This window comes from Kitasatospora griseola, assembly GCF_014648555.1.
GTDB lineage: Bacteria > Actinomycetota > Actinomycetes > Streptomycetales > Streptomycetaceae > Kitasatospora > Kitasatospora griseola.
The window spans coordinates 92,973-115,593 of the sequence record NZ_BMRI01000004.1 but is presented as its reverse complement, the minus strand read 5'-3'; the positions used below and the strand labels follow the sequence as shown (position 1 = coordinate 115,593).

Here is a 22,621-nt window from a genome sequence, read left to right as displayed (position 1 = left end):
AACGCTTCCTCAGCGTGGCCCGCGACGGGCCGCCCGACATCGACCTGGACATCGAGAACCGCCGCCGCGAGGAGGTCATCCAGTACGTGTACGGGCGCTACGGCCGCGCCCACGCCGCCCAGGTCGCCAACGTCATCACCTACCGACCCCGGCTCGCCCTGCGCGACGCCGCCCGGGCGCTCGGCTACCCCGCCGAGCAGGTGGACGCCTTCACCCGGCAGGTCGAGTTCCACGGCACCGTCCAGGACGACGCCGTCATCCCCGCCGACGTCCTCGACCTCGGCAGCCAACTCCACGGCCTGCCGCGCCACTTGGGCATCCACTCGGGCGGCATGGTGCTCACCCGGGAGCCTGTCGGGGAGATCTGCCCCACCGAATGGGCCCGGATGCCCGGCCGCTCCGTCCTGCAGTGGGACAAGGACTCCACCGCCGGCGCCGGACTGGTCAAGATCGACCTGCTCGGCCTCGGCATGCTCGCCGCCCTGCACGACGCCTGCGACCTGATCGAACAGCACTACGGCGAGCGGCTCGACCTCGCGAGCATCCCCCAACACGACCCCAAGGTCTACGAGATGCTCTGCCGGGCCGACACCGTCGGCGTCTTCCAGGTCGAGTCGCGCGCCCAGATGGCCACCCTGCCCCGGCTCAAGCCGAAGCACTTCTACGACCTGGTGGTCGAGGTCGCGCTGATCCGCCCCGGCCCGATCCAGGGCGGCTCCGTCCACCCCTACCTGCGCCGCCGCGACGGCGTCGAACCCGTCGAGATCCCGCACCCCAGCATGGAACGCGCCCTCGCCAAAACCCTCGGCGTCCCGCTGTTCCAGGAACAGATGATGCAACTCGCCATCGACTGCGCCGGGTTCAGCCCCGACGAGGCCGACCGGCTGCGCCAGGCGATGGGTGCCAAACGCTCGCTGGAACGGGTCGCCGTGCTGCGCACCCGTCTGCTGGAGGGCATGGCCGAACGCGGCATCCCCGCGGAGACCGCCGAGGACGTCTACACCAAGATCGAGGCGTTCTCCAGCTACGGCTTCCCCGAGTCGCACGCGATCAGCTTCGCCTACCTGGTGTGGGCCAGCGCCTGGCTCAAGTACCACCACCCGGCGGCGTTCACCTGCGCGCTGCTCGCCAACCAGCCGATGGGCTTCTACTCCCCGCTCAGCCTGATCACCGACGTCCGCCGGCACGGCGTACGGGTGCGCGCCGTGGACGTCGCGGTCAGCGACCCGGGGCCGACGCTGGAACCCGGGCGGCACCCGTCCTACCCGCACCCCCTCACCGCCGGGACGCCGCAGGCCGCGATCCGGCTGGGCCTCACCTCGGTGCGCGGCCTCGGCCGGGCCCAGGCCGAGACCATCGCCGCCGGGCGCCCCTACGCCGACCTGGAGGACTTCGCCCGCCGCACCGCGCTGCCCCGGCCCCTGATGGAGGCCCTCGCCACCGCCGGCGCGTTCTCCTGCTTCGGACTGAGCCGCCGTCAGGCCCTCTGGTCGGCCGGCCTGTACGCCGCCACCGACCCCGACTCGCTGCCCGGCACCCTCCCCGGCGCCGAGGCACCGCCGCTGCCCGCGATGACCCCGATCGAGGAGACCATCGCCGACCTGTGGGCCACCGGAAGCTCAGCCACCAGCCACCCCGTCCAGCACCTGCGCGAGGCCCTGCACCGGTCCGGCGCCGTCACCGCCGCGCAGCTCCGGCACGTCCCGCCCGGCACCCCCGTCGTGGTCGGCGCCCTGGTCACCCACCGCCAACGCCCGCCCACCGCGGGCGGCGTCCTCTTCCTCAGCCTGGAGGACGAGACCGGCCTGATCAACGTCATCTGCAACCGCCCCGTCTGGGAGGCCCACCGCCGCACCGTCCTGGAACGCGCCGGCCTGCTCGTCCACGGCACCGTCGAACGCACCCACGGCGCGACGAACCTGATCGCCACCCGGATCGCGCCGCTGCGGCTGGGGATCTGACGCCACGAAATTCTCGTCGCGCGGCCCGCGGCGGACGGTACGGTGTGGCCTCGATCAAGGGGGAGCATGTCCAGACGCCTCGCCGTGGCCCTCGCCGTGGCCGCCCTCGCCGCCGCCGGCTGCACCACCACCGGCCACCCGGGCCCGGCGACCGGGCCGACCGCGCACGCCGCCCCGGCCGACACCGCCGGCCCAGGGCCCGCCTGCAGCGCGGCGCCCAGCCCCACCGTGAGCATGGAGGGCAGCTGGGCGGGCAGCTGGCGGGGCCCGCTCCCGGAGGAGATCCGCTGCCTGCCGCACGTGGCCGACGGCACCCTCGCCCACATGGCGGGCGAGATGGTCGTCGACGGCAAGGAGTGGAACGCCGTCGAGGTCCGCGTGGCGGACGGCACCACTCCCGACCAGGCCCGGGCCCTGTGCCACCGCCTCACCGACCTCGGGTACGGCCTCGGCGGTTCGCACGACATCACCCTGCTGGCCGTCAGCGGGGCGGGCCACTACGTGTCGGAGCCCGGCGGCGACCCCGCCTGCTTCGACGGGGACCGGTCGACCCTCCGACCGGCCCTGCCGTAGCGGCTTCCACCCTTCCTGCCGACGGCCCTGCGGGCGCGTGCGGAAAGCGTTTGCCAAGGTCGGTACGGTGATGCCCGAACCAGGAGGAGATCATGTCCAGACGGCTCGTCACCGTCCTTGCCGCAGCCGCAGCCGCGTTCGCGGTCGCCGGCTGCACCGCCACCACCACCGCGCCGCAGGCCGCCGGGCCCACCTCCGCCGGGCCCGGGCCCGCCTGCAGCGCGGCGCCCGTCCCCACCGAGAGCTGGCTGGGCGGCTGGGTGGCCCCGCTGCCGGACGAGATCCGCTGCCTGCCGCACATCGACCACGGCACCTACTCCCACACCCCGCCCGCGGCGGACGCCCAGGAGGGCGGCCAGAACGCCGTCATGGTCACCGTCACGCCTGACACCACCCCCGACCAGACCCTGGCCCTGTGTCTGCGCATCACCGAACTCGGCTACGGCCTCGACGGCCCGCACCAGGTCGCCTTCCTCAGCGTCGGGAACGGCGAGGAGACCGGCAACTACACATCGATGCGCGGCCAGGCTCCCTGCCTCAAGATCCGCTGACCGGCCCCGCGGTCAGGCGCGGCGCAGGGGCCCGCGTCCCTCACCGGGCGGCCCCGCGAACACCTGGGCGTACGGCAGCCAGGCGCGGGCGGTGTCGCCTTCGACGGTCAGGGCGAGGTCGTCGAGGTGACGGCGCTGGGTGATCAGCAGGCAGAAGTCCAGCGCCGGGCCGGCCACCCGGTCGGCGGCGTCCTCCTCGCCCCACGTCCACAACTGTCCCGTGGGGGAGCGGAGTTCGAAGCGGAAGGGGGTGGTCGGCGCGGGCCGGCCGTGGACGGCGAACGCGAAGCCGACGGTGCGGACGCCCAGGTGGACGACGTGCCGCAGACGTTCGGTCGGGACGCGGTCCACGCCGAGCGCGTCCGCGACGTCCTGCCCGTGCGCCCAGGTCTCCATCAGCCGGGCCGTCAGCATCGACCGCGCCTTCATCGGCGGCCCGAACCACGGCATCCGCACCTCGGCCGGCACCTGCGCCAGCACCCGCGCCACCTCCGCCCGCCCCGCCCGCCAGCGCTTCAGCAGTGCGGCCGGCTCCTCGCCGACCCCTTCCGCCGCACCCAGCTCCACCGGCCCGAACCCGTCCGCGAAATCCCGCTCCACCGTGGCCGCGAACCCCTCCGGGTCCTGCGCGGACGACAGCGCGCACCGGTCCGTCCAGGCCAGGTGCGACACCTGATGCGCCACCGTCCACCCCGCCGCCGGCGTCTCCATCGCCCATCCGGCCTCGTCCAAGTCCTTGACCAGGAAGTCCAGTTCCTCCCCCTCGGCCACCAGATCCGCCACCAGCCCGTCCACCCGCCACCCCTCTCGCCGTCGATGCCCCCCACCCTTACCCCACCACCCCGGGGCCGCACCAGTGATCCCTCGCACAGCACGGCCTGCCGCCCGGCCCCGCCTCGCGGCCACTCGACGGATTCGCTTCCGCCGTTCGGGCGGACCGACGGAGCCACCGCGGTCGCGACCCGCCCCGCGCAGCGGCTCTCGGTGGCTCGGGTACGGCCGACGTGTTCTGATGGGGCGTCAGGCGGTCGGAGTGGGAGGTCAGCCCGGTATGCGGATGGTGGTGGTCGGGGCCAACGGGGAGATCGGTCGGTGCGTGGTGACCGAGGCGATGGCGCGGGGACACCGGGTGACGGCGGTGGTGCGGCGGCCGGAGGATTACCAGGGGCTGGCGATCAGTGTCGAGCGCGGGGACGTGCTGGAGCCGGCGGACGTGGCGCGGGTCGCGGCGGGGGCCGAGGCGTTGGTGAGTGCGGTCGGCGGCGGGGACGGCCCGGGCCGGGGGCGGCTGATCGAGCCGGCGGCGCACGCGCTGGTCGCAGGCCTGCGTCAACTCGGCGACAGCGCACCGAGGTTGCTGGTGGTCGGAAGCGCGGGCAGCCTGACCACCTCGGCCGGGGCGAGGCTGTGGGACGAGCCGTCGGTGACGCCCCGCCAGCTGGAGGTGATGCGGGCGCACGGCCGCGCGCTGGAGTACCTGCGCACCGTCAGCGACCTGGACTGGACGGTGCTCAGCCCGCCGCAGAGCCTGCTGCCGGGCGAGCGCACCGGCGACTACCGCACCGCCGACGACGAACTGGTCGCCACCCCGGACGGCCTGTCCACCATCTCGCTGCCGGACTTCGCGACCGCCCTGGTGGACGAACTGGAGACGCCCCGCCACCACGGCGAGCGCTTCACCTGCGGCTACTGAGGCCCGGCGGCGAGCGGCGGCGCGTCACCCGTGCAGGCCGACCGCAGCCCACAGGAAGGCCAGCTCCGCCAGGGCGGCCAGCACGGCCATCGGCAGCACCGCCGTCAACGCCATGTGCCCGATGCCGACCGGCCGGTGCTTGCGGCGCAGCACCGTGCAGAGCTGTGCCACCGCCCAGCCGGGTGCGACGAGGTTCAGCACGAGCGCCGCGGCCGCCAGCGGTGGCCGGGGGCTGAACAGGTGGTGGGTGACCAGCCGGTTCACCTCGTCGTCGAGGAACAGGGCCAGCATGGTGCTCATCCAGCCCAGGGCGACGAGCAGCAGGCAGTAGCGCGCCCGGAGCCACCACGGCGTTCGGTCGTCGATCACGGTGCACCCCCTCCGGCGAGCCATGATGCCAGAGGGGGTGACGGGCCGTCAGCCGAGCTGGATCGAGCGCTTGGCGAGGCCCATCCAGAAGCCGTCGATGACGCTGCGCTGTTCGCCGAGGTCGGCCTCGCCCGCGCCGAGGGTGACGAAGAGCGGGGCGAAGTGCTCGGTGCGGGGGTGGGCGAGGCGGCCGGCGGGGGCCTTGTGCTCGAAGTCGAGCAGGGCGTCGAGGTCGCGGGCCTCCAGGGCGCGGCGGCCCCAGTCGTCGAACTCAGCCATCACGGAGGTGACCCGGCCGTCGGGGGAGAGGGCGCGCAGGTTGTGGGTGAAGAATCCGGAGCCGACGATCAGCACGCCCTCGTCGCGCAGCGGGGCGAGCTTGCGGCCGATGGCCAGCAGCTGCTCCGGGTCGAGGGTGGGGAGCGAGATCTGCAGGACGGGGATGTCCGCGCCGGGGTACATCTCGACCAGCGGGACGTACGCGCCGTGGTCCAGGCCGCGGTCCGGCACGTCCTGCACGGGGGTTCCGGCGGTGCGCAGCAACTTGCGGACGGAGTCGGCGAGTTCGGGCGCGCCGGGGGCGGCGTACCGCACCTGGTAGTAGTGCTCGGGGAAGCCCCAGAAGTCGTACACCAGTGGGATGGTCCGCACCGCGCCGATCGACAGCGGGGCCTCCTCCCAGTGCGCGGAGACCATCAGGATCGCCTTGGGGCGGGGCAGGTCGGCGGACCAGGCGGCGAGCTGGCCGGGCCAGATCGGGTCGTCGGCGAGCGGGGGTGCGCCGTGCGAGAGGTAGAGAGCGGGCATGCGCTCGGGGGTGGCGGTGCTCATGGGTCCGTCCTCCTGGCGTGGTCCGGCGGTCCGGTGCGGTCGCAGCCGTGGTTCAAATTTGAACCGAACGCTCTCGACGGTACACCTCGGTTCAAATTTGAACAACTGGAGTAGGATGCGGAGCATGGACGAACCCCGCTGGCTCGACGAGACCGAGATGGCCGCCTGGCGCGGATTCGTCGAGGCCACCAACCTGGTCGCCCGCCGACTGGAGCGCCAGCTCAAGGACGACGCGGGGCTGTCGCACACCCAGTACGAGATCCTGGTGCACCTGTCCGCCGCACCCGACGGCTCGCTGCGGATGACCGACCTGGCCGACCGGCTGGTCACCTCCAAGAGCGGCCTGACCTACCAGGTCACCCAGCTGGAGAAGGCCGGACTGGTCGGCCGCCGCTCCTGCGCCAGCGACGTGCGCGGCGTGTTCGCCGAACTCACCGAGCAGGGGCGGCAGGCGCTGCGGGCCGCCGCCCCTGGGCACGTCGCCGCCGTCCGCGAGACGCTGATCGACGTGCTCGCCCCGGAGCAACTGGCCGCCCTGGCCGCGAGTCTCGGCGCCGTCGCCGACCGGCTGCGCGCCGCGGACGCCTGAACCGGCTGTCCTCGTCAGACCACGGCGGCGCGGACGCAGAGCACGTCCGGCAGGTGCGAGGTGAGCAGCGACCAGCTCTCGCCGCCGTCGGCCGAGCCGTACACCTCGCCGTTGCGGTTGCCGAAGTAGACGCCCGCCGGGTCGGCGTCGTCGGTGCACAGGGCGTCGCGCAGGACGACGCCGTAGTGGTTCTCGTGCGGCAGGCCGGTCTCCAGCGGCTGCCAGGTCTCGCCCGCGTCGGTGGTGCGGAAGACCCGGCAGCGGCGGTCCACGGGCAGCCGGGCGTAGTCGGCGTCCAGCGGGAACAGGTACGCGGTGCCCGAGGTGTGCGGGTGGGCGGCCACGCCGAAGCCGAAGTCGGCGGGCAGGTCGCCGGCGATCGACTCCCAGGTCCGGCCGGCGTCGTCGCTGCGGTACACCCCGCCGTGGTTCTGCAGGTAGAGCCGGTCGGGATCGGTCGCGTCCCGGGCGATCTTGTGCACGCACTGGCCGTACTCGGGGAAGCGGTCCGGCAGGAAGTCGGCCTTGATGCCGGTGTTGGACGGCTCCCAGCTGCGCCCGCCGTCGGCGGTGCGGTAGACGCCGCCGGAGGAGACCGCCACCGTCAGCGCGTCCGGGTCGCGCGGGTCGGTCAGGACGGTGTGCATGCCCTGGCCGCCGAAGCCGGCGCCCCAGTGCTCGCGCTGCGGGTGGTCCCAGAGCGCGTCGACCATGGTGAAGCTCTCGCCGCCGTCGGTGGAGCGGAACAGTGCGGCCGGTTCGGTGCCCGCGTACACCACGCCGGGCGCCTCCGGGCCGGCCGGCTGCAGCTGCCACACCCGCTCCAGCGAGGCGCCCGTCCGCTCGGGGAAGCGCACCGCCGGCTTCGACGGCTCCTGCCACTCCGCGCCCAGGTCGTCGGACCACCACACCGACGGCCCCCAGTGGCTGCTGTCCGCCCCGACCAGCAGCCGGGTCCGCCCGCCCCGGCGGTCGACGCCCACCGAGTAGATCGCGTTCATCTGGAAGTGCGGGCCGTTGAACTCCCACTTCTCGCGGCCCGAACTGCGGCCCAGGAAAAGGCCCTTCTGCGTGCCGACGGCCAGCAGGACATCCCGTACGTCGCTCATCGTGAACCACCCGGAACTCGGTTGTGCGCGGTCCCGCAGCAGTCTCCCCCGGGGGTCGGACGGGTGCACGGCAGCGCGCCGCGACGGCCGGCCGGGGTGTCGGGGAATGCGTGGAGGGGGGTGATGGTTTACAATTCAACAAAGCCCGACGAAGGAGGACCCGATGGCATCCACGATCGACCTGCGCCGCGCCGACCAGCGCTTCCACACCCGCGCCGGCTGGCTGGACTCCAAGCACTCCTTCTCGTTCTCGCACCACTGGGACCCGGCCAACACCCACTTCGGCCTGCTGCTGGTCTCCAACGACGACATCGTCGCCCCCGGCACCGGCTTCGAGACCCACCCCCACCGGGACATGGAGATCATCACCTGGGTGCTCGACGGCGGCCTGGTCCACCAGGACTCCGAGGGCCACAACGGCGTCATCTACCCCGGGCTCGCCCAGCGGATGAGCGCCGGCACCGGCATCCTGCACAGCGAGAAGAACGACTCCTGGACCATCACCGGCGAGCCGCAGCACCAGGAGCCGGTCCGCTTCATCCAGATGTGGACCATCCCGGACGCCGCCGGCATCGTCCCCGGCTACGAGCAGCTCGACATCAACGACCAGCTCGGCCAGGGCGGTTGGACCACCCTCGCGTCCGGCATGAGCAAGCACTCCAACCAGCGGGCGATCGGCATCCGGCAGAAGCACGCCGCGCTGCACGTCGCACGCATCCGCCCGAACGAGACGCTGGAACTCGCCACCGCCCCGTTCGTCCACCTCTACGTGGCCCGCGGCGAGGCCGCCGTCGAAGGCGCCGGCCTGCTGCACGAGGGCGACGCGCTGCGCATCACCGGCGCCGAGGGCCAGCGGGTGACCGCCGGACCGGACGGGGCCGAGCTGCTCCAGTGGGAGATGAACGCCACCCTCGACTGAGTCGGGACACCCGGGCCCGTCGAGCGGCTTCCGAGCCGCCCGGCGGGCCTCCGTGCTGCCCGGAAACGGTCGTTGTGCGGGAGCGGTCGCTGCGCGGGCACGACGGCTGCGCGGGTACGACGAACGGGTACGACGAAGGGGCACCGGGAGGAATCCCGGTGCCCCTTTCGTGCCGTCATGCCGTCAACCGGCCTGCGGTGCGCGTCAGTTCTGCGAGGCCTTCTGGGCCTCGACGCCCGCGTGCACCTCCGCCATGTCGAGCTTGCGGGCCTGGCCGATCAGGTCTTCCAGGGCCGCCTCGGGGAGCGCGCCCGGCTGGGCGAAGACCAGGACGCCCTCGCGAATGATCGCCAGCGTCGGGATCGACCGGATCTCGAACGCGGCCGCCAGCTCCTGCTGCGCCTCGGTGTCGACCTTCGCGAAGGTGATGTCCGTGTGCTTCTCGGCGGCCCGCTCGAAGACCGGCGCGAACTGGCGGCAGGGACCGCACCAGGCCGCCCAGAAATCGATCAGGACGAAGCCCTTGCCGTCCTCACCCTGGACCACCTCGTCGAAGTTGTCCTTGGTCAGTTCCACCGTGCTCATCGCTGCCACCTGCCTTTCACCGCCGGGTATCTCCGGAGCGGGCCCGGTCTCGGACCCACGGCCGTCACAACCCCGCCACCTGCGGAACTATTCCGGGCGCCCGGCTTCCACTGAACGTTCCGGACCCGCCGTACGTACCCCCGGGCGAACCGGTCGAACCCCGGGCCCGGAAACCCCGGCATCCCGGTGGTACGGCCGACCCGCACCCCCCGGACGGGAGCCCGCCATGACCACCACCGGCCGAACGGCCCCCAACGGCCGCCGCGTCACCATGCTCGCCGCCGGCGCCCTGGCTGCCGCCGCCCTGATCGCCGGCTGCGGCAGCAGCAGCGGCGGCAGCAGTTCGTCCTCGACCATGCACAGCGGCAGCCAGACCCAGGCCACGCTGATGACCGAGCACAACGGCACCCTGGGCACCCTGGTCACCGACGGGCAGGGGTTCACCCTGTACCGCTTCGACCAGGACACCAACAACCCGTCGGCCACGCACTGCACCGGCGACTGCGCCACCCTCTGGCCGCCCGAACTCACCACCGGCAGCGGCGCGCCCGCCCTCAAGGGCATCGACGCCAAGCTGGTCTCCACCGTCACCCGCCCCGACGGCACCCATCAAGTCACCCTGAACGGCTGGCCGTTGTACCGCTACGCCCCCGACACCAAGCCCGGCCAGACCAACGGCCAGGGCGTCGGCGGCACCTGGTGGGCGACCACTCCGACCGGTGACAAGGCGATGGCCGGCACCGCGCCGAGCATGCCGTCCGGCGGCGGCTACTGACCGGTCGCGCGGTGCCGACGGAGCCGGTGCGCCATGGACGAGCGGACGACGGCCGGAGCCGAAGGAGTGCGGCGCGGGCGCCCGCGCCGCACCCCCGCCACGGTTATCGACACCGGCCGGGCCGGACTTGAGAACCCCGGCCCGGCCCGCACCGCACACCGCCGGCCGCGCGCCCCGCAGCCGCGGGCCGCGCACCCGCCGTCCCCGATCGACCCGCGCGCGCACCCGCGCGAGGATGGCGCCGTGGCCGAGCACCCCCGTACCACCGGTCACGACGACGGCGCCGCCACCGCGCCGACCGCCGGACACACCGGCGGCCCCGCCGCCGAGGACCGGTTGATGCGCGCCCTGTACCGGGAGCACGCCCGCCCGCTGTACGGGATGGTGCTGCACCTGGTCGGCGGCGACCGCCAGCGCGCCGAGGACGTCGTCCAGGAGACCCTGGTCCGCGCCTGGCGGCACCTCGACCGGCTCGATACCGACCGCAACAGCCTGCGGCCCTGGCTGGCCACCGTGGCCCGGCGGATCGTCATCGACGACCGGCGCGGCCGGAGCGCCCGGCCCCGCGAAGTCCCCGACGGCGAACTGGAACGGCTCCCCGCCGAGGACGAACTCGACCGCGTGCTGCGGCTGATGACCCTCACCGACGCGCTCGACTCGCTGTCCGAGGCGCACCGCGGCGCGATCACCGAGACCTACCTGCGCGGACGCACCGCCACCGAGGCCGCCGCCGTCCTCGGCGTCCCGCCCGGCACCGTCCGGTCCCGGCTCTACTACGCCCTGCGAGCCCTCCGGCTCGCCCTGGAGGAACGGGGAGTGACACCATGACCACCCCCCACGACGACCTCGGTCCGCACGGCGACCTCGCCGCCCACCTGCTCGGCGTGCTCGAACCCGAGCAGGAGGCCCGGTTCGCCGAACACCTCGCCCACTGCCCGCGCTGCACCGCCGAGGCCGCCCGGCTCGCCCCCGTCACCGCGCTGCTCGCCGAACTCGCGCCCGCCGCGAGCCCGCAGGGCGCCACAGCGGTCGCGGAGCCGGACGGGCCGCCGCCCGAACTGCTGGACCGGCTGGCCGGGCAGGTGGTGGCCGAACGGCGGCGCGCCAAGGTGCGGCGGCTGGTGCTGGCCGCGGTGGCGGCGATCCTCGCGCTGGGCGGGCCCGCGGTCACCTGGGCGCTCACCGAAGGACCGCAAGTGGCCGTCGCGGCGCAGCAGTTCAGCGCCACCGACCGGGCCACCGGAGTGTCCGCCACGGTCGGCGTCGACCCCGCCGCCTGGGGCAGCCGGATCACCGTCGCCGTCGGCCACCTGTCGGGGCCGCAGAGCTGCACCCTGGTCGCCGTCGGTACGGACGGCACGCAGCAGACCGTCACCAGCTGGGCCGTCCCCGCCACCGACTACGGCGGCCACACCGAGCTGCGCACCGGCGGCGGCACCGGACTGGCCCCGTCGGCGATCGCCCGCTTCGAGGTGCGCTCGGGCGCCGCGGTCCTGGTCGCCGTGCCCGCCCACCCCGTCCAGCTCGCCCGGCGGTGAGCACCCCGGCGCGGCACACTGGGGAGTGAGGAGGCCACGCGGGCCCGGGAGTGACCCGCCGCGGGGCGCGTGGACGGCCGAGATGCACCCGATTCCCCTGCTCTGCCCGCGCTGCGGCCAGCCGCAGCAGGTCATCCACATCGACGACCCGCACCACCCGATCCGGGTGGTGCACACCGAGACCGGCCGCGAGGACTGCGAACCGGCCACCGGCGACCGAGCCACTGCGGCGAACCAGCCGGAAGGCAGCTGAACACCCAGTACCCACCCGGGAGGTGGTGGCCATGAAGACACTGGTCGGATGGCACATCGAAATGGAGTTCCAGGAGGACGGCAACCGCACCAGAGCCGCCGCCATGGTCCGCCTCAGTGACGGATCGGAGTTGCGCGCGCACGGCTACTCCACCCGCCACCACTCCGACAGCCCGCAACTGCGGGTCGGCGAGGAGGTCGCCGGGGCCCGCGCCCTCAACGACCTCGCCATGCAACTGCTCACCAAGGCCCACAAGGAGGTCGGGCAGCCCGACTGACCCGCCCGGACAGCCGACCTGGCGGGGCGTCAGATCTCGTTCAACGGCACCGCCGGGTCCGCCAACCGCTCCGGGTCCACACCGCGCCCGGAGCGGACCAGTTCACGGATCGGGTCGGTCACGTCCCAGACGTTGACGTTCATGCCGGCCAGCACCTTGCCGCCGGACAGCCAGAACGCGACGAACTCCCGCCCCGCGACATCCCCGCGGAACACCACCCGGTCGTAGCCGCCGGGCTCCGCGTAGCCGGTGTACTCCATGCCCAGGTCGTACTGGTCGGTGAAGAAGTACGGCACCCGGTCGTACACGGCGTCCTTGCCGAGCATCGCCGCCGCGGCGACGGCCGGCTGGTTGAGCGCGTTCGCCCAGTGCTCGACCCGGATCGGCTTTCCGAACAGCGGATGGAAAGCGTTTGCCACGTCGCCCGCCGCGAAGACGTCGGGGTGCGAGGTCGCCAGGTGCTGGTCCGTGCGGACGCCGTTCTCGACGGTCAGCCCGGCGTGCTCGGCGAGCGCCGTGTTCGGGCTGATGCCGACACCCACCAGCAGCACGTCGGCGGGCACCGTGCTGCCGTCGCCCAGCCGCACGCCGTCCGGCTTCAGTTCCTCGACCTTGGCACCGAACCGCAGGTCCACGCCGTGCGCGCGGTGCAGGTCCGTGAAGACCTGCGCGACCTCCCGGCCCAGCACGCGCAGCAGTGGCAGCTCGGCGGCCTCCAGCACCGTCACCTCCGCCCCGGCCGTGCGGGCCGCGGCCGCCGCCTCCAGTCCGATCCAGCCCGCCCCGACGATCACCACCCGGGCCCCGGGCCGGAACGCCGCCCGCAGCCGCTCGCTGTCGCCGACCCGCCGCAAGGTCTGCACGAACTCCCCGTCCCCGCCCGGCACGGGCAGCCGGCGCGGCGAGGATCCGGTGGCCAGCAGCAGCTTCGAGTACGGCAGCCGGTCGCCGCCCGCCAGCGCGACGGTGTGCGCGGCCGGGTCGATCGCGGTGGCCGCGACGCCCAGCCGGAGCGTGACCCCGTGCTCCTCGTACCAGCCGGCCGGATGGACGTAGATCTTCTCCCGCTCCTCCTTCCCGAGCAGGTACCCCTTGGAGAGCGGCGGCCGCTCGTACGGCCGCTCGTGCTCGTCCCCGACCAGGGTGATCGGCCCCGCATAGCCCTCCGCGCGCAGCGCCTCGGCTGCCTTCGCCCCGGCCAGACTCGCCCCGACAACCACGATTCCGGTATCCATGCCCAATCTCCTTCCCGCCGTCCGACTCCCCCAGACCATGGCACCGCGACGCCTTCGGCAGGGGGACCCGCGCCGGTGGTGGCCGCGGTTGGGCTGGGGTGGGGAGTCGGCAGGAGGGGAGTGAATTGAGGGGGCGATAGAGCGATTGGGCTTCCGGACCACGGCATCGCTCCACTCCCGGCAGGGGGACCCGCGCCGGTGGTGGCCGCGGTTCGGCCGGGCGCGGGGGAGTCGCAGGTCGTGGGGGTTCGTCCGCGAGGCGGAACGGGGTTCGGGTGGGGGGTCGGCCTAGGCTGGGTCGCGGGTCCGGCCGGGCGGTCGGGGTGGTGGTGAAGGGAGTCCGAGGGATGGTGGTGGAGCGGACGGCCACGGTGCGGTGCGTGCCGGCGGTGCCGTGCTGGGCGGGGCTGACGGTCCGTGACATGGACGCCGCGCAGGGGTTCTACGGGCCGCTGCTGGGTTGGGAGTTCGTCCCGGGACCGGACCGCTGGGGCCCGTACGTGCGGGCCACGGTCGACGGCGTCGAGGTCGCCGGACTCAGCCAGTTGGACGCCGCCTGGGAACGCCCGGTCGCCTGGACCACCTACTTCGGGATCGAGAGCGCCGACCGCGCCGCCGACGGCGTCCGCGAGCGCGGCGGCACGCTCGCGGTCGGCCCGCTGGCGTTCGACGCGGGCCGGGTGGCGCTGGCCGCCGACCCGTTCGGGGCGACCTTCGGCATCTGGGAGGGCGAGCCCGGCGAGGACACCTGGATGACCGCCCCCGGCGCGCCCGCCTGGATCGAGCTGCGCACCGCCGACCCGTTCGCCGCCGCGCTGTTCTACGGCGAGGTGTTCCGCTGGGACGGCCGCGACCCGTCGGAGTTCGAGGTCCGCTACGAGGACGAACGCGTCGTGCTGCGCTCCGGGGGCCACAGCGTGGCCGCCCTCCGGCTCGCCCACGACCTCGCCCCGCACTGGGAGGTGTTCTTCGCGGTCGCCGACACCGACGCCACCGCCCACCGCGCCACCGCCCTCGGCGGCCGCGTCCTCGACGGCCCCGCCGACTCCCCGTACGGTCGCGTCGCCCGCCTCGCCGACCCCGAGGGCGGGCGGTTCTCGATCCTGACCGCACCTCGCTGACGGCGGGGGACCAGGCGCCGGTCCGGACGAACCCGCAGCGGACGGCCGGGCCGGGCGCGTCCGCACACCGCCCTTGCGGGGGCGCCTTCCATCCGGCTGCCCGAGCGCGTTCAGCGGTCGGTGACGCGGGTGGCGGGCGCGGTGGCGTGGGCGAACAGGCGGTGCATGGCTTCGGGGAGGCCGTCGGGGTGGTCGACGGGGTGGTGGAAGTCGAAGCGGGCGTCGAGCACGGCGGCGGGGTCGGCGCCGAGCAGGCGCAGGCGCAGGCCGCGGCGGTCGAGGGCGATCGGGCGGACGTCGCGGAGGCGCCCGGCGGGGAACGGCGGGCCGTCGGGGCGGTCCAGGGCCCGGGCGCCGAGCAGCAGCAGCTGGTCGGTGTGGGCGGTGGCCAGGTGCTGGAGCAGCCGGGTCTCCTCGGCGGCGACCGGGTCGGCGTCGGCGGCGGCCAGCTCGGCCGGGTCGAGGCAGCACTCGGCGCCCCAGAGGTCGTCCAGCGCCAGGTGGTCGATGTCCAGGCGGAGCAGCACGCCCTCGCCGGTGGGCGGGGTCTCGCCGGGGGCGCGGGTGAGCAGGCCCTGTGCCTGGAGTCGGCCGCGGATGCGGTGCGGCACGGCGACGGGGGCGACGTCCACGCAGTCGAGTTCGGCGCTGAGGGGGGTGCGGGCGAGGGCGGCGATCCGGTGCAGGGCGGACTCGCGGCCGACCAGGACGGCCACCGAGCCGTCCGGCCGCAGCGTGCAGCGGACCTGCGGGGGCAGGCCGGGGCGGGCGGTGAGGTCGGCGCCGCGGATGTCCAGGACGGCGGAGGAGCCGAACTCCAGCAGGGTGCGGGCCCGTTCGGCGGCGGCGGGGGAGGGCGAACGGCGGGCGGGCTGGGGCAGCACGGAGAGCCTCCTGATTGACTTAGGTGAGGCTAACCTAAGTCAATCGGAGGTCGAGCGTCCAGCGGGCGTGCGGCGGGGGCTCAGCCGTCGATCGCGGCGGCCGGCGCGCCCAGCATGCGCAGCACCAGCTGCCCGTAGCGGCGGCCCAGTTCCTCCGGGGACTCGCTGCTGCGCTCGGTGTACCAGCGCGAGACGTCGATGCCCAGCGAGGTGACGGCGCGTGCCGCGGTCCGCTGGTCGGGCACCTGGAAAACGTTTTCCGCCACCCCGCGCGCGATGATCCGCAGCACCGTCTCCTCGATCCGGATGCGCAGCTCGGCGACGGCCGCGAAGTCCTCCTCGGGCAGCGCGTGCAGCTCGTGGTTGACGATCCGTCCGACCGTGTGGCCGCGGGCGTGCCAGGTGGTGAACGACTCGGCCAGGGTGCGCATCTGCGCGACCGGGTCGGTGGCGGAGGCCTCGGCCTGCTCCACCAGGTCCAGCGTCGCCCGGTGGCCGGTGCGGGAGATCTCGGCGAGCAGGGCTGCCTTGGAGGGGTAGTGGATGTACAGCGCGGCGGGGCTCATGCCGGCGGCGGTGGCGATGTCCCGGGTGGTGGTGGCGTGGTAGCCGCGGCGGGCGAAGGAGTCCACGGCGGCCAGCAGCAGCCGCCGCGCTGCCTCGGTGCGCTCCCCGGGCCACAGTGCGGCGGTCGCTGGGTCGTTCATGGGGGCAATCCTCGCAGACGGTTCGGGCCGGTCCGGGCGGGTGGGCTGTTGACAGTGTCGCCCGCCGCCAAGATGCTAAGCAAGCGCTTAGTCATTCCCTCGACGCGGGGTGGCGGCGGCGCGAGGCAAGCGGAACCATCCCTGGCAGCACATCCGAGAGGTACGGCGATGACAGTGTCGTTCAAGGGCAAGGTGGCGGTGGTCACCGGAGCGAGCCGCGGCATCGGCCTCGGCATCGCGCGCGAACTGGTGCAGCGCGGCGCCAAGGTCTGCATCACCGCCCGCACGCAGCAGACCCTGGACGAGGCGGTGCGCGAACTCGGCGGCCCCGACCACGCGTTGGCGGTGGCCGGCAAGTCCGACGACGCCGCGCACCAGGAGGAGACCGTCACCCGGGTGATGGAGACCTTCGGCCGGTTCGACCTGCTGGTCAACAACACCGGCATCAACCCGATCTACGGCCCGATCCTGGACACCGACCCGGCCGCCGCCGCGAAGATCCTCGCCGTCAACGTGCTCGCCCCGCTGGCCTGGACCCGCCGCGCGCACGCCGCCTGGATGGCCGAGCACGGCGGCGCGGTGGTCAACGTGGCCTCCATCGCGGGCATCCGCGCCTCCAACGGCATCGGCATGTACGGCGTCTCCAAGGCCGCGCTGATGCGGCTCACCATGGAACTCGCCTCCGAACTCGGCCCCGACATCCGGGTCAACGCGGTCGCCCCCGGCGTGGTCAAGACCCGCTTCGCCGAAGCCCTGTTCGAGGGCCGCGAGGAGAAGGTCGCCCGCGCCTACCCGCTCGGCCGCCTCGGCCTGCCCGAGGACGTGTCGGGTGCGGTCGCCTTCCTGCTCTCCGAGGACGCCGGCTGGATCACCGGCCAGACCCTGGTGGTGGACGGCGGCGTCACCCTCGGCGGCGGGCTGTGACGGACGGCCGACCCGCCTTCGACGCGGCCGGCACCGGCGCGGTCGTCACCGGCGCCGGCCACGGCATCGGCGCGGCCCTCGCCCGGGCGCTGACCGGGGCCGGCGCCCGGGTCGTGGTCAACGACCTCGACCCGGACGCCGCGCACGCCGTCGCCGCCGAACTCGGCGCGCACGCCGTCCCCGGCGACGCCGCGAGTGCCGAGGGCGTCGCCGCACTGATCGGCGCCGCCCGCGCCCACCTCGGCGCCGTCGACCTGTACTGCGCCAACGCGGGCGTCGCCACCACCGGCGGCCCCGACGCCCCGCCGGACGCCTGGGAACGGGCCTGGCAGGTCAACGTGCTCGGCCACGTCCGGGCGAGCGAACTGCTGCTCCCCGACTGGCTGGAGCGCGGCAGCGGCCGGTTCCTGGCCACCGTCTCCGCCGCCGGGCTGCTCACCATGCTCGGCTCCGCCCCGTACGCCGTCACCAAGCACGGCGCGCTGGCCTACGCCGAGTGGCTGTCCGCGACGTACCGGCACCGCGGCGTCCAGGTGCACGCGCTGTGCCCGCAGGGCGTGCGGACCAGGATGCTGGACGACACCGGCGAGCACGGGCAGGTGCTGCTCGCGCCCACCGCGATCGAGCCCGCCGAGGTGGCCGAGGCCGCCCTGCGCGGCATGGCGGCGGGCGAGTTCCTGATCCTGCCGCACCCGGAGGTCGCCGACTACTACGCGGCCCGCGCCACCACCCCCGACCGCTGGCTGCACGGAATGAACCGGCTCCAGCGGCAGATCGAGGCCCGACAGGAGACCCGATGAGAGCCTGGCAGATCGCCGAACTCGGCGCCCCGCTGGACGTGATGAAGCTCGTGGAGGACGCCGACCGCCCCGTCCCTGGCGAGGGGCAGCTGCTGGTCCGGGTCCGGGCCGCGGCCGTCAACTTCCCGGACGCGCTGATGGCGGCGGGCCGCTACCAGGTGCGCCCGCCGCTGCCGTACACGCCGGGCGTGGAGCTCTGCGGCGAGGTGGTCGAGGGCCCGCGCGCCGGTGAACGCCTGATCGGCACCGCCGCGCTGCCCGCCGGGGCGTTCGCCGAGTACGCGCTGATGGACGCCGCCGGCGCACTGCCCGCCCCCGACAGCCTGGACGACGCCGAGGCGGCCGCCCTGCTGATCGCCTACCAGACTGCCTGGTTCGCGCTGCACCGCCGGGCCCGCCTGGCGTCCGGCGAGACGCTGCTGGTGCACGCCGCGGCCGGCGGCGTCGGCAGCGCGGCCGTGCAACTCGGCAAGGCCGCCGGGGCGTTCGTGATCGCCGTGGTCGGAGGCGCCGAAAAGGCCGACGTGGCACGGAAGCTGGGCGCCGACCTGGTGGTCGACCGGAAGTCCGAGGACTTCGTGGCCGCGGTCGGGGCCGCCACCGGGGGCCGCGGCGCCGACGTGGTCTTCGACCCGGTCGGCGGCAGCGCCTACACCGGCTCCACCAAGTGCATCGCCTTCGAGGGCCGCGTCGTGGTGGTCGGCTTCGCCTCCGGCGAGATCCCCGCCCCGCAGCTGGGCCACGCCCTGGTGAAGAACTACTCGGTGCTGGGCCTGCATTGGGGCCTGTACGTGGCCAAGGACCCGGGGGCCGTCCGGGACTGCCACGAGGCGCTGACCGCCCTGGCCGCCGACGGGGTGGTCCGCCCGCTGATCTCCGACCGCGTTCCGCTGCCCGGCGCCGCCGACGCCGTCCACCGGGTCGCCACCGGCGCCAGCACCGGCCGGATCGTCGTCCTGCCGTGACTGCCGGGAAGGGGCGGCCCGAGCGGGCCGCCCCTTCCCGCGTGCTCAGCGGTACTTCTTCAGCTCCCGCCGCGCCAGCGAGCGCCGGTGGACCTCGTCCGGCCCGTCGGCCAGGCGCAAGGTGCGGTTGCCGGACCAGAGTTGGGCGAGGACGGTGTCCTGGCTGACGCCGGCCGCGCCGTGCGCCTGGACGGCCTTGTCGAGGATCCACTCGACGGTGGACGGGACGGCGATCTTGATGGCCTGGATCTCGGTGTGGGCGCCCCGGTTGCCGACGGTGTCCATCAGCCAGGCGGTCTTCAGCACCAGCAGCCGGGCCTGCTCGATCCGCACCCGGGCCTCGGCGATCCAGTCCTGCACCACGCCCTGGTCGGCCAGCGGGCGACCGAACGCCACCCGCGAGTCGACCCGGCGGCAGGTCAGTTCCAGGGCCCGTTCGGCGATGCCGATGGCCCGCATGCAGTGGTGGATCCGCCCCGGGCCGAGCCGGGCCTGGGCGATGGCGAAGCCGGAGCCCTCCTCGCCGAGCAGGTTGGCCGCCGGGACCCGGACGTCCTCGAAGAGGATCTCGGCGTGCCCGCCGTGGTCGGCGTCCTCGTAGCCGAACACCCGCATGCCGCGCAGGACATGGACGCCCGGGGTGTCGCGCGGCACCAGGATCATCGACTGCTGGCGGTGCACGTCGGCGTCCGGGTCGGTCTTGCCCATCACGATGAGGAGCCGGCAGTTCGGGTTCATCGCCCCGGTGATGTACCACTTGCGGCCGTTGACGACGTACTCGTCGCCGTCCCGCTCGATCCGGGTGGTGATGTTGGTGGCGTCCGAGGAGGCGACGTCCGGCTCGGTCATCGCGAACGCCGAGCGGATCTCCCCGTCCAGCAGCGGCCGCAGCCACCGCTCGCGCTGCTCGGCGGAGCCGAACTGGGCGAGCAGTTCCATGTTGCCGGTGTCGGGGGCCGCGCAGTTGACCGCGGCCGGGGCCAACAGGACGGAGCGGCCGGTGAGTTCGGCGAGCGGCGCGTACTGGACGTTGGTCAGGCCGGCCCCGTGCTCGCCGGGCAAGAACAGATTCCAGAGGCCGCGGGCCTTCGCCGCCGCCCGCAACTCGCCGACGATTGGCGGGATCGTCCACGGCTCGCGCTTCGGGTCCTCCAGCTGCGCGGCCAGCACCTCCTCCGCCGGGTAGACGAACTCGTCCATGAACGCGCCGAGTTCACCCAGCAGGTGGACCGTCCTGGCGTCGTATCCGAAGTCCATTGCTCAGCCCTCCACCGACGTGCGTCCGAACTCCACGAAGAGCGGCACCAGTTCGCCGACCCGGTCGAACCCGGCGCCGACCGTGCCGCCCTGGGTCCAGCGGAAGTGGATGCCCTCCAGCACCACCGCCAGCTTGAACGAGGCGAAGCCCACGTACCAGCCCAGGCCGGAGAGGTCCCGGCCGGACGACTCGGCGTAGCGGCGCACCAGTTCGTCGGTTTCGGGGAAGCCGGGGGCGAGCGCGGCGCCGGGCAGCACGCCGTCGAAGCGGCGGGCCAGTTCGGTGTACATCACCAGCAGGCCCAGGTCGGTGAGCGGGTCGCCGACGGTGGACATCTCCCAGTCCAGCACCGCGGTGATCCGGTCGTCCGGGCCGACCAGCACGTTGTCCAGGCGGTAGTCGCCGTGCACCAGCGCGGGGGCGGGGGAGTCGGGCAGGGTGTCCGCCAGCCGCCGGTGCAGCTCGTCGACGCCCGGCACCTCGCGGCTCCGGGAGGCGTCCAACTGCTTGCCCCAGCGCCGCAGTTGGCGCTCCAGGAAGCCTTCGGGGCGACCGAACCCGGCCAGGCCGACCGCGACCGGGTCCAGTGCGTGCAGGGCGACCAGGGTGTCCACCAGCCGCTCGCCGAGGCCGTGCACCCGCTGCTCGCCGAGCGCCGCCAGCGTCCCGGCGTCCCGGTGGGCGACGCCTTCGACGTACTCCATCAGGTAGAACGGCGCGCCGATCACCGCCTCGTCCTCGACCAGCAGCACCGGGTCCGGCACCGGCACCGCGGTCGGGGCCAGCGCGGCCAGCACCCGGTACTCGCGGGTCATGTCGTGCGCCGTGGCCAGCACGTGCCCGAGCGGGGGCCGGCGCAGCACCCAGCGGGAGGCGCCGTCCTCGACCAGGTAGGTCAGGTTCGACCGGCCGCCCTCGAACCGGCGGGCCGTCAGCGGTCCGGCGGTGGGGGAGGGCAGCGCGACGTCCAGGTGGGCGCGCAGCCTCTCCAGGTCGAGTCCGGGCGGAGCGGCGGTGGTCATCGGGGGCACCTCGCAGGGGAACGTGGGCTGACTAAGCGCTTGCTTAGGATTGCCCCGAGGGCCCGAGTTGTCAACGAGCACCGCCCGCCGGGCAGGGGAAGCCGGGCGGGCGGCGGAGGAGGGTCAGCGGGCGACGGCGGCGGACACCCGGTCGCCGAGCGAACGGTCCACGTTGCGCCAGTACTGGAGAGCGCGTTCCAGCACCGGCGCGGAGACGCCGTCCTGCAGGTGCCCGGCGATGTTGGCGACCAGCCGGCCGCGCGCCGCGTCGTCCAGCACCTCGCGCACCAGCGTCCCGGCCTGCCCCCAGTCGTCGTCCTCCCGGTGCAGCGGGTACGCCTCGCGGACCATCTTCCCGGCCACGTCCCACCCCAGCGGCGCGCCCCACAGCTCCGGGTCGGCGGCCGGCCCGCCGTACGAGTTGGGCGCGTACGGGCGGGCGGTGCGGGCGGCGTCGAACCGCATCGGGCCGTCCTTGCTGTACGAGTGCACCGGCACGTGCGAGCGGTTCGGCGGCAGCTGCGCGTAGTTCGGGCCGATCCGGTGCCGGTGGGTGTCCGGGTAGGAGAAGATCCGGCCCAGCAGCATCTTGTCCGGGGAGACGCCGACGCCCGGCACCAGGTTGGACGGCTCGAACGCGGCCTGCTCGATGTGGACGAAGTGGTCCTCCGGGTTGCGGTTCAGGGTGAACCGGCCGACCTCGATCAGCGGGTAGTCGCCGTGCGGCCACACCTTGGTCAGGTCGAACGGGTTGAACCGGTAGTCCCACGCCTCGTCGAACGGCATCACCTGGACGTGCAGCGTCCAGGACGGGAAGTCGCCCCCCTCGATCGCCTCGAACAGGTCCCGCCGGTGGACGTCGCCGTCCGCGCCGGCCAGCCGGTCCGCCTCCGCCTGGGTCAGGAAGTCGTTGCCCTGGTCGGTCCTGAAGTGGTACTTCACCCAGAACCGCTCGCCGGCCGCGTTCACCCAGCTGTAGGTGTGCGAGGAGAAGCCGTCCATGTGCCGCCAGTTCTTCGGGATGCCCCGGTCGCCCATCAGCCAGGTCACCTGGTGCGCGGACTCCGGGGAGAGCGTCCAGAAGTCCCACTGCATGTCGTGGTCGCGCAGGCCGTTGTCCGGGCGGCGCTTCTGCGAGCGGATGAAGTCCTGGAACTTGCTCGGGTCGCGGACGAAGAACACCGGCGTGTTGTTGCCGACCAGGTCGTAGTTGCCCTGCTCGGTGTAGAACTTCAGCGCGAAGCCGCGCGGGTCGCGCCAGGTGTCCGGCGAGCCCAGCTCGCCCGCCACCGTGGAGAACCGGGCCAGCATGTCGCAGCGTTTGCCCGGCTGGAACAGGTCCGCCCTGGTGAACCGGCTGATGTCCTGGGTCACCTCGAAGGTGCCGTACGCGCCGCTGCCCTTCGCGTGCACCACCCGCTCCGGCACCCGCTCCCGGTTGAACTGGGCCATCTTCTCGATCAGGTAGTGGTCGTGCAGCAGGATCGGGCCGACCGGGCCCGCCGTCAGCGAATGCTCGTCGCTCTCGACCGGGACACCCGCGTTGTTCGTGGTGAACGGGACGTGCTGGGACATCGGGAGAACTCCTCCTCGGGCACCCGCCGGGCGCCGTAGCCGCGCGGCGGCGAGGGTCGTCCACCGCGACTTCCTACCACTCGAACACCGGCCCCGGCCGCCCACAA

26 protein-coding genes are annotated in these 22,621 nt (G+C 73.9%); 15 read left to right on the top strand and 11 right to left on the bottom strand.

Going from position 1 to position 22,621, the window contains the following annotated elements; genetic code table 11:
• The 3 genes from IEZ12_RS37845 to IEZ12_RS06605 form a co-directional block, all read left to right on the top strand.
• A partial coding sequence (locus IEZ12_RS37845) for an error-prone DNA polymerase (RefSeq protein ID WP_229847298.1) occupies positions 1 to 1,961 on the top strand: 1,961 nt, incomplete at its 5' end.
• Between the two features lie 66 nt (positions 1,962 to 2,027).
• Positions 2,028 to 2,534: a hypothetical protein gene (locus tag IEZ12_RS06610; protein WP_189271208.1), complete on the top strand. Its 507-nt coding sequence runs from the start codon at positions 2,028 to 2,030 to the stop codon at positions 2,532 to 2,534.
• Positions 2,535 to 2,626: 92 nt separating this feature from the next.
• Positions 2,627 to 3,085, top strand: a complete 459-nt coding sequence (locus tag IEZ12_RS06605; RefSeq protein ID WP_189271207.1) for a hypothetical protein — start codon at positions 2,627 to 2,629, stop codon at positions 3,083 to 3,085.
• Between the two features lie 12 nt (positions 3,086 to 3,097).
• Here the strand turns inward: IEZ12_RS06605 and IEZ12_RS06600 are convergent, their stop codons facing one another.
• Positions 3,098 to 3,880, bottom strand: coding sequence for a TIGR03084 family metal-binding protein (locus IEZ12_RS06600; protein WP_229847297.1), 783 nt, complete (start codon positions 3,878 to 3,880; stop codon positions 3,098 to 3,100).
• Between the two features lie 256 nt (positions 3,881 to 4,136).
• Here IEZ12_RS06600 and IEZ12_RS06595 point away from each other — a divergent pair, with 256 nt between their 5' ends.
• On the top strand, positions 4,137 to 4,778 hold the full coding sequence (locus IEZ12_RS06595; RefSeq protein WP_189271377.1) for an NAD(P)-dependent oxidoreductase: 642 nt from the start codon (positions 4,137 to 4,139) through the stop codon (positions 4,776 to 4,778).
• Positions 4,779 to 4,802: 24 nt separating this feature from the next.
• Here the strand turns inward: IEZ12_RS06595 and IEZ12_RS06590 are convergent, their stop codons facing one another.
• Positions 4,803 to 5,147, bottom strand: coding sequence for a hypothetical protein (locus tag IEZ12_RS06590; RefSeq protein ID WP_189271206.1), 345 nt, complete (start codon positions 5,145 to 5,147; stop codon positions 4,803 to 4,805).
• Between the two features lie 48 nt (positions 5,148 to 5,195).
• On the bottom strand, positions 5,196 to 5,978 hold the full coding sequence (locus IEZ12_RS06585; protein ID WP_189271205.1) for a dioxygenase family protein: 783 nt from the start codon (positions 5,976 to 5,978) through the stop codon (positions 5,196 to 5,198).
• Between the two features lie 124 nt (positions 5,979 to 6,102).
• On the opposite strand from IEZ12_RS06585, the gene IEZ12_RS06580 reads away from it, so the two are divergent.
• On the top strand, positions 6,103 to 6,567 hold the full coding sequence (locus tag IEZ12_RS06580) for a MarR family winged helix-turn-helix transcriptional regulator (protein WP_043913140.1): 465 nt from the start codon (positions 6,103 to 6,105) through the stop codon (positions 6,565 to 6,567).
• 14 nt (positions 6,568 to 6,581) lie between these two features.
• Here the strand turns inward: IEZ12_RS06580 and IEZ12_RS06575 are convergent, their stop codons facing one another.
• Complete coding sequence (locus IEZ12_RS06575; protein WP_189271204.1) at positions 6,582 to 7,676, bottom strand: WD40/YVTN/BNR-like repeat-containing protein; 1,095 nt, start codon at positions 7,674 to 7,676, stop codon at positions 6,582 to 6,584.
• Between the two features lie 163 nt (positions 7,677 to 7,839).
• Between IEZ12_RS06575 and IEZ12_RS06570 the strand changes: the two genes are divergently transcribed.
• Positions 7,840 to 8,595, top strand: a complete 756-nt coding sequence (locus tag IEZ12_RS06570; protein WP_100586825.1) for a pirin family protein — start codon at positions 7,840 to 7,842, stop codon at positions 8,593 to 8,595.
• A gap of 204 nt (positions 8,596 to 8,799) precedes the next feature.
• Here the strand turns inward: IEZ12_RS06570 and trxA are convergent, their stop codons facing one another.
• Positions 8,800 to 9,180 (bottom strand): thioredoxin, encoded by a 381-nt coding sequence (trxA, locus tag IEZ12_RS06565; RefSeq protein WP_043913135.1) that lies wholly within the window; start codon positions 9,178 to 9,180, stop codon positions 8,800 to 8,802.
• 226 nt (positions 9,181 to 9,406) lie between these two features.
• On the opposite strand from trxA, the gene IEZ12_RS06560 reads away from it, so the two are divergent.
• The 5 genes from IEZ12_RS06560 to IEZ12_RS06540 all read left to right on the top strand — a co-directional run bounded on the left by IEZ12_RS06560 (position 9,407) and on the right by IEZ12_RS06540 (position 12,023).
• Positions 9,407 to 9,955 carry a hypothetical protein gene (locus IEZ12_RS06560; protein WP_189271203.1) on the top strand — a complete coding sequence of 183 codons (549 nt, stop codon included), beginning with the start codon at positions 9,407 to 9,409 and terminating at the stop codon, positions 9,953 to 9,955.
• Between the two features lie 339 nt (positions 9,956 to 10,294).
• A complete protein-coding gene (locus IEZ12_RS06555; protein ID WP_198520529.1) occupies positions 10,295 to 10,783 on the top strand; it encodes a sigma-70 family RNA polymerase sigma factor in 489 nt (162 codons plus the stop codon).
• Complete coding sequence (locus IEZ12_RS06550) at positions 10,780 to 11,493, top strand: anti-sigma factor family protein (protein ID WP_189271202.1); 714 nt, start codon at positions 10,780 to 10,782, stop codon at positions 11,491 to 11,493. Before IEZ12_RS06555 ends, IEZ12_RS06550 begins: the two co-directional genes overlap by 4 nt.
• 82 nt (positions 11,494 to 11,575) lie before the next feature.
• A complete protein-coding gene (locus tag IEZ12_RS06545; RefSeq protein ID WP_189271201.1) occupies positions 11,576 to 11,746 on the top strand; it encodes a hypothetical protein in 171 nt (56 codons plus the stop codon).
• A 31-nt stretch (positions 11,747 to 11,777) separates the two neighbouring features.
• Positions 11,778 to 12,023 (top strand): DUF1876 domain-containing protein, encoded by a 246-nt coding sequence (locus IEZ12_RS06540; protein WP_100586822.1) that lies wholly within the window; start codon positions 11,778 to 11,780, stop codon positions 12,021 to 12,023.
• A gap of 29 nt (positions 12,024 to 12,052) precedes the next feature.
• On the opposite strand, the gene IEZ12_RS06535 is transcribed toward IEZ12_RS06540, so the two are convergent.
• Positions 12,053 to 13,258 (bottom strand): NAD(P)/FAD-dependent oxidoreductase, encoded by a 1,206-nt coding sequence (locus IEZ12_RS06535; protein WP_189271200.1) that lies wholly within the window; start codon positions 13,256 to 13,258, stop codon positions 12,053 to 12,055.
• Positions 13,259 to 13,605: 347 nt separating this feature from the next.
• On the opposite strand from IEZ12_RS06535, the gene IEZ12_RS06530 reads away from it, so the two are divergent.
• Positions 13,606 to 14,379, top strand: a complete 774-nt coding sequence (locus tag IEZ12_RS06530; RefSeq protein WP_043913127.1) for a VOC family protein — start codon at positions 13,606 to 13,608, stop codon at positions 14,377 to 14,379.
• A gap of 110 nt (positions 14,380 to 14,489) precedes the next feature.
• Here the strand turns inward: IEZ12_RS06530 and IEZ12_RS06525 are convergent, their stop codons facing one another.
• Both IEZ12_RS06525 and IEZ12_RS06520 read right to left on the bottom strand, forming a co-directional pair.
• On the bottom strand, positions 14,490 to 15,263 hold the full coding sequence (locus IEZ12_RS06525; protein WP_189271199.1) for a hypothetical protein: 774 nt from the start codon (positions 15,261 to 15,263) through the stop codon (positions 14,490 to 14,492).
• An 80-nt stretch (positions 15,264 to 15,343) separates the two neighbouring features.
• Positions 15,344 to 15,970: a TetR/AcrR family transcriptional regulator gene (locus IEZ12_RS06520; RefSeq protein ID WP_189271198.1), complete on the bottom strand. Its 627-nt coding sequence runs from the start codon at positions 15,968 to 15,970 to the stop codon at positions 15,344 to 15,346.
• 168 nt (positions 15,971 to 16,138) lie between these two features.
• Here IEZ12_RS06520 and IEZ12_RS06515 point away from each other — a divergent pair, with 168 nt between their 5' ends.
• From IEZ12_RS06515 to IEZ12_RS06505, 3 genes are read left to right on the top strand one after another with little or no spacing between them, the layout of a single operon-like run.
• Entirely contained in the window at positions 16,139 to 16,894 is a 756-nt protein-coding gene (locus tag IEZ12_RS06515; RefSeq protein ID WP_189271197.1) for an SDR family oxidoreductase, read from the top strand.
• The gene (locus tag IEZ12_RS06510) at positions 16,891 to 17,694 is read left to right on the top strand and encodes an SDR family oxidoreductase (protein ID WP_189271196.1); all 804 of its coding nucleotides are present in this window, start codon (positions 16,891 to 16,893) and stop codon (positions 17,692 to 17,694) included. The genes IEZ12_RS06515 and IEZ12_RS06510 overlap by 4 nt, the downstream gene beginning before the upstream one ends.
• Positions 17,691 to 18,659: an NADPH:quinone oxidoreductase family protein gene (locus IEZ12_RS06505; RefSeq protein WP_189271195.1), complete on the top strand. Its 969-nt coding sequence runs from the start codon at positions 17,691 to 17,693 to the stop codon at positions 18,657 to 18,659. Before IEZ12_RS06510 ends, IEZ12_RS06505 begins: the two co-directional genes overlap by 4 nt.
• A gap of 45 nt (positions 18,660 to 18,704) precedes the next feature.
• On the opposite strand, the gene IEZ12_RS06500 is transcribed toward IEZ12_RS06505, so the two are convergent.
• From IEZ12_RS06500 to IEZ12_RS06490, 3 genes are all read right to left on the bottom strand, one after another.
• Positions 18,705 to 19,916: an acyl-CoA dehydrogenase family protein gene (locus tag IEZ12_RS06500; protein ID WP_189271194.1), complete on the bottom strand. Its 1,212-nt coding sequence runs from the start codon at positions 19,914 to 19,916 to the stop codon at positions 18,705 to 18,707.
• A 3-nt stretch (positions 19,917 to 19,919) separates the two neighbouring features.
• Positions 19,920 to 20,939 (bottom strand): phosphotransferase family protein, encoded by a 1,020-nt coding sequence (locus IEZ12_RS06495; RefSeq protein WP_189271193.1) that lies wholly within the window; start codon positions 20,937 to 20,939, stop codon positions 19,920 to 19,922.
• 123 nt (positions 20,940 to 21,062) lie between these two features.
• On the bottom strand, positions 21,063 to 22,514 hold the full coding sequence (locus IEZ12_RS06490; RefSeq protein ID WP_189271192.1) for a catalase: 1,452 nt from the start codon (positions 22,512 to 22,514) through the stop codon (positions 21,063 to 21,065).
• Positions 22,515 to 22,621: the final 107 nt, after the last annotated feature.